This window comes from Bacteroidia bacterium (assembly GCA_023228875.1).
Taxonomy (GTDB): Bacteria; Bacteroidota; Bacteroidia; order NS11-12g; family UBA955; genus JALOAG01.
Window position 1 is genome coordinate 1 of record JALOAG010000040.1, and the last position, 5489, is coordinate 5489.

Genomic DNA, 5489 nt, shown 5'->3' on the forward strand with positions numbered 1-5489 from the left:
TTTGAGATAGGTGTTATCTATTAGAGTTCCGAAACGTTGGGAGAGCCTTAATTGGACTCATATGTGTTTGAGATAGGTGTTATCTATTAGAGTTCCGAAACATTCCGTAAAACACTTCATCACAAGAGGTGGTTTGAGATAGGTGTTATCTATTAGAGTTCCGAAACTGCCGCTGCATCTGGGCCGATCGGATGGGTGTTTGAGATAGGTGTTATCTATTAGAGTTCCGAAACTACATTCTTTCCAAGAGGTCTTTATTATAAGTTTGAGATAGGTGTTATCTATTAGAGTTCCGAAACTCTTTGTTTGTTATCAATCGGTCTATCATCGTTTGAGATAGGTGTTATCTATTAGAGTTCCGAAACCTTCGTTGTCGTCTGAATACTCACCTAATAGTTTGAGATAGGTGTTATCTATTAGAGTTCCGAAACTGACATTATCAACGCTAGGTACAACGAGATGTTTGAGATAGGTGTTATCTATTAGAGTTCCGAAACTTTGTAGAAGAAGATAGTAAGACCACGGTAGTTTGAGATAGGTGTTATCTATTAGAGTTCCGAAACGGCGTTTGCTAGCCTCTCTACCAACTGTACGTTTGAGATAGGTGTTATCTATTAGAGTTCCGAAACAAAAAGCATATCAAGAACTCTCTTATATGGGTTTGAGATAGGTGTTATCTATTAGAGTTCCGAAACCCTAGTAACTGAAGGCTTGCTACACTAACTGTTTGAGATAGGTGTTATCTATTAGGTAAGCGTAAATTGGGCAGTACTTTTAACTTAGGAAGTAAATATTGAAAATATTGACATTGAAAGGAATGAAGTAATGTCAAAATTAAGCCAAGCAGAAAAAGAGAAACGATTATTGCATTTGTCAGCACTTGATGATTGGAAGAAAAAGAATAACAGTAATTCAGATTTAGATTATTCAAAAGAAAATGGAATCCCGTATAGCTATTTGCGACTAATAACTAGTTGGCGCCGCTCAACTCAAAGGCGTACAAATCAAACAAGAAGATTAAAGAAGAGTCAAAGCTTTGTCAAAATTAAATCTTCAAGCAATATTAATAACAATCTCTCTGAGCCACTGACTATCGTGGTAGGAAAGGTTTCAATATTAGTACCAGAGAACAGTAGTAATGGTAATTTACGAAAAGTTCTCTCGGTTTTGGGGTTGGAAAATGTTTTTACAACCTAATGAATATGAATACTATTTACGTCCTGGTAAAACGGATATGCGTTTTGGAGCAAGGCGATTAGCTGCTTTAGTAATTACTGAGATGCAACAACAGGTGTTGGGAAAGTCAATGTTCTTATTTTGTGGTTCATCTAACAAAGTCATTAAAGTTTTAGTGTGGGACAAAAACGGTTTTTGGCTTGGCACCAAAAGGTTGATGGGAAAAGGTAGTTTTGCTTGGCCGTCAGATGGAGAAGCAGCTCAAAAAGTAGAGCTTAATCAAATCTTGCAGATGCTTTCAGGTCAAGATTGTTGGAGACGATTTGCACCATTAAAAGGGACCTATTTTGTGTAAAAAACTGCATATAATTACTTATATTATATTGAATAAGAGCACTTAATTTGCTACAATGTCACTCATATGGAAGGTAGCAAAAGATCTGTAAAAAAAGACGAATTAACCTCATTAGTGGAACAGCTTCAGCTTGATAATTTTCGCCTTACACTTGAAAGGGATGCTTATAAAGAGAGTTTTGAAAGCAAGAAAGAAGATTTAGAACAATCTCAGAAAACAATAGAGCAACTACAAAAGCGTTTAAATGATGTTAATCTGCAGCTACATTTAGCTTTAGAACAACTGCAAAAAGGTAAAGCAGAACGTTTTGGTCGTAAAAGCGAAACTGCTGAAAGTTTACAATTGCAGTGGCTCTTTGATGAAGCAGAAGTGACTTTTTCTGCAACAGAGACAGAAGAAGAGGAAGAAGAGAGTGTTTGTGTTGCTCCTCATGTTCGTAAAAAGCATGCAAAACATAAATTAACCACCTTGGAAAGTTCGACAGCTTTAATAGAAATTGATCATACAGAAGATTGCCCGGTTCCAGTTGACCCTGTTACAGGTAAAGCAATGGTTCTCTGTGGTACTCACAGTGAAGATAAAGTGGGCTTTCTTCCTGCCAAAAGTTATATCGAGCGCCATCTCTTTCCTGTTTATGCTCCCAAAGAAGCCTATGAAGCTGAAGATGGGACAAATAACCGAATCATCAGTTACCCACTGTATAGTCGAGTACTTAAAGGGGTGATGGTAACAGACAGTCTTGCTTCTGAAGTTATTGTTAAAAAGTTTACCGACCATTTACCACTGTACCGTCAAGAGGATATATTTCGGCGAAAAGGCTTGGCAATTTCACGCCAAAGCATGGCAAGCTGGATAGTAAATGCAGCCAAAGCACTTGAGCCATTGGGTAAGTTGCTACACAAAAATGTGTTGCAACGCCAGTTGGTTAATATGGATGAGAGTCCTTTAACCGTTTTGCATGAAAAAGAGAGAAGTTCTGACTCTCAATCTTATATGGTTGTTCAAGTCGGCAGCGGAGGAGGACCTACGGTTGTCTATTATTTCTATGATCCGTATCGAAATGCTACGGTTATTTCCTCCTTGCTAAGTGGTTTTTCTTCGGTATTGCAAACTGATGGTCTATCTAGTTACGTTACAGCTGTCGAAAACTTGACTCAAAATGGGCATAGTTGCACCCACATAGGGTGTTGGAGTCATGCCAGACGTTCTTTTACTACTTTGGGTAAAGGAGCTATTAGCAAAGAAAATGCCCGATTTGTAAAAATGATAGCAAAACTCTATAAGATAGAACGGGACATGAGGCAAAAATATTCTGAAGGTTTTTATGCTAGTGAGAGTGCTTTTGTTGAAGAGAGGGTAAGTAAAGTTGAACCTGTTTTGACTGCCATATACAAATTGGCACAAGAAAAAATTGCTGTAGCAATAGTAGGCAGTGAATTTTACAAGGCTGTTAAATATTTGCTTAACCAATGGCCTCGTTTGAAATATTATCCTTATTACTTTAACGCTACGCCAGATAACAACATCGCTGAACGTTTCACACGCCCCTTCGCAATTGGATCTCGCTCGTGGTTGTTTGCTAATACTGCTGCTGGAGCAAAGGCATCGGCTTTGATGTATACTTTGATTGAGAATGCTAAATTGAACAAGCTCAATGTTCATGACTATATTTGGGCAGTGTTGGATCAAGCTCCCTACTGTAGAAGCGAAGAAGATTACAACGATTTGCTGCCTTGGAATATTGATTTGAGTGATATTAGAGAAAAAAAGCAACTCATAAGTAAAGCTCAGCCTGTTAAGGGAAGAACCGAAGACTATATTATTAGAGGTGGTCTCTATTAAGATTAAGAACAGCCATCTTTCGTCTCTTCTCTTACCTTTAGCAATAACTGACATAAATAGAATTTCTCTCTCCATGACAAATAGTATCGATTATTTATTTTTTTGTTCATAGGAGGGGCCAATTTACGTTTACACTGAAAATTAATTATTTTTTTGAACTTTTAGAATCTTTTTAAAAGAATTTATCTACTTGCTTGACAATGGATAAATAGACTTCTAGAATGGTTAACAGGAGCTGTTTAACTTTTATTATTATAAGGAATTGTATTAAAAAAGTTAAGCTCAAATTTATTGAAAAAATGACTAAAAAAAAGAGCAACGGAGGAGAAAATGTCAGTTCAAAAAGTTAAAGAAGGAAAGAGAATTGTTGGGACAATGCTTAGACTATCAAAAAATAGTGCTGTGGCTCTGTTAGCAAAGAATGCCGGCTTAGATTTTATCATGCCGGACATGGAACACAGTACCTACAATTTCGAAACTTTGGCAAATATAGCCCGTGTTTCTCGATTGGCTGGTATTGAATGTTTTGTTAGAGTGAGTGAACTAAGTAAGTCGTATGTATCTGGGGCTCTTGATGCAGGAGTAACGGGAATTATGGTTCCTATGATTGAAACAGTTGAACAGGCTAAAAAGTTTGTTAACTGGGCTAAGTTCATGCCTGTTGGAAATAGAGGATTCGGCGGAATGGGAGACCATTCTCAATTTACAAGTGCCAAAGCTGTGGAGTTTATGCCCAAGGCAAATAAAGAAACATTAACAATTGCCCAAATTGAATCTGCTTTAGCTATTGATAATATTGAAGAAATTGCGGCAGTTGATGGAATAGATGCTCTTTTAATTGGACCAAATGATTTAGCCAACTCATTGGGAATACCCGGGGATCTTTTTCATGAGAAAAATATGAACGCAATTTTAAAAACTGCCAAAGCAGCTAGGGATAATAATAAAATATTTGGACTTCATGGACCCGACAAAATGGCCCAAATGTTACTAGATGAAGGTTTAACTCTGTTGATGAGTAACCATGATGCAGCACTCCTTTTGGAAGGGATGAAAAATATCGCAACAAAATTTAAGGAATAGCGTTATGGCGAAAGTATTAATTCCACAAGATATTGTGCAAGAGGGAAAGGATTATCTGAAAAAACACGGACATGAAGTAGTCATAGGCAGTGCTTTTGATATTGAGACAATTAAAAGAGAGGTAGCTGATGCAGATGCCCTTCTTGTCCGAACAGCATCTTATCCCGCTGAAGTTTTGGAAGCCGGGAAAAAACTAAAAGTAATAAGCAGGCATGGGGTAGGTGTAGATAATATTGATGTAAAAAAAGCAACAGAGTTGGGAATCAGAGTGACCTATACGCCTGAAGCCAATGCCAGTACAGTCAGTGAATTAGCATTGGGTTTTCTTATAGCACTAGCGAGAAAAATAGTTGTTTGTGATAAAGCTACTAGAAGCAATAATTTTAATGTCAGAAACACACTGCCAATTACCGACTTAAGCGGTAAGACTCTCTCAATTATTGGATTTGGAAGAATCGGGAAACTCGTAGCCAGAAAGGCTATGCATGGACTCGATATGAACATAGTAGTTTACGACCCCTATGTTAAGGCGGTTCCCGAAGGAATAAACTTAGTTAAAGATTTAAAGGATGCATTAAAGGTAGCCGACTTTATAAGCTTACATCTTCCCTCAACTGAAGAAACAAGAAACCTGATAAATTCTAAAACAATAAAATTGATGAAAAAAAGTGTTAACATAGTTAACTGTGCCAGGGGAGATTTAGTTAACGAGAGTGAAATTACTACTGCCTTAAGAGAAGGTCAAATTGCAGGCTTGGCTACTGATGTATTTGCACAAGAGCCACCACCAAAAGACCATCCATTTTTTGATTTAGAGAATGTAATTTTAACCCCGCACAATGCTTCTTTAACATATGAGTGCATGGTTAGGATGGCTGTTCAAGCGGCTGAAGGAATTGTTGATGTTCTCAGCGGTAAAGAACCGACTTGGGCTCTCAACTAATTAGGTTTTTGTAGGAGAAAGTAATGAGTAGCAATGAAACAAAACATATGCAAAAAGTTGTTGATATCGTAGATCAGTATGCTGATATTA

Annotated in this window: 5 protein-coding genes and 1 CRISPR repeat array; all 5 genes read left to right on the forward strand. The window is 37.4% G+C overall.

Translation table 11 applies throughout. From position 1 onward, the window contains the following. Positions 1–761: direct repeats of the CRISPR family, unit length 35 nt; unit sequence TTTGAGATAGGTGTTATCTATTAGAGTTCCGAAAC. Positions 762–825: 64 nt separating this feature from the next. Next, positions 826–1197 carry a hypothetical protein gene (locus M0R38_12690; GenBank protein ID MCK9482592.1) on the forward strand — a complete coding sequence of 124 codons (372 nt, stop codon included), beginning with the start codon at positions 826–828 and terminating at the stop codon, positions 1195–1197. Beyond that, entirely contained in the window at positions 1181–1531 is a 351-nt protein-coding gene (gene tnpB, locus M0R38_12695) for an IS66 family insertion sequence element accessory protein TnpB (GenBank protein ID MCK9482593.1), read from the forward strand. The genes M0R38_12690 and tnpB overlap by 17 nt, the downstream gene beginning before the upstream one ends. Positions 1532–1597: 66 nt before the next feature. Further along, the gene (locus tag M0R38_12700) at positions 1598–3373 is read left to right on the forward strand and encodes an IS66 family transposase (GenBank protein MCK9482594.1); all 1776 of its coding nucleotides are present in this window, start codon (positions 1598–1600) and stop codon (positions 3371–3373) included. Between the two features lie 330 nt (positions 3374–3703). Further along, positions 3704–4456, forward strand: a complete 753-nt coding sequence (locus M0R38_12705; GenBank protein MCK9482595.1) for an aldolase/citrate lyase family protein — start codon at positions 3704–3706, stop codon at positions 4454–4456. A 4-nt stretch (positions 4457–4460) separates the two neighbouring features. Continuing rightward, positions 4461–5399: a hydroxyacid dehydrogenase gene (locus M0R38_12710; GenBank protein ID MCK9482596.1), complete on the forward strand. Its 939-nt coding sequence runs from the start codon at positions 4461–4463 to the stop codon at positions 5397–5399. The last annotated feature ends 90 nt before the right edge of the window (positions 5400–5489 follow it).

Bases quoted from the DNA above. Each gene is read 5' to 3' on its own strand.
- M0R38_12690 (MCK9482592.1), top strand. From the start codon at position 826: ATGTCAAAATTAAGCCAAGCAGAAAAAGAGAAACGATTATTGCATTTG.
- tnpB (MCK9482593.1), top strand. From the start codon at position 1,181: ATGTTTTTACAACCTAATGAATATGAATACTATTTACGTCCTGGTAAA.
- M0R38_12700 (MCK9482594.1), top strand. From the start codon at position 1,598: ATGGAAGGTAGCAAAAGATCTGTAAAAAAAGACGAATTAACCTCATTA.
- M0R38_12705 (MCK9482595.1), top strand. From the start codon at position 3,704: ATGTCAGTTCAAAAAGTTAAAGAAGGAAAGAGAATTGTTGGGACAATG.
- M0R38_12710 (MCK9482596.1), top strand. From the start codon at position 4,461: ATGGCGAAAGTATTAATTCCACAAGATATTGTGCAAGAGGGAAAGGAT.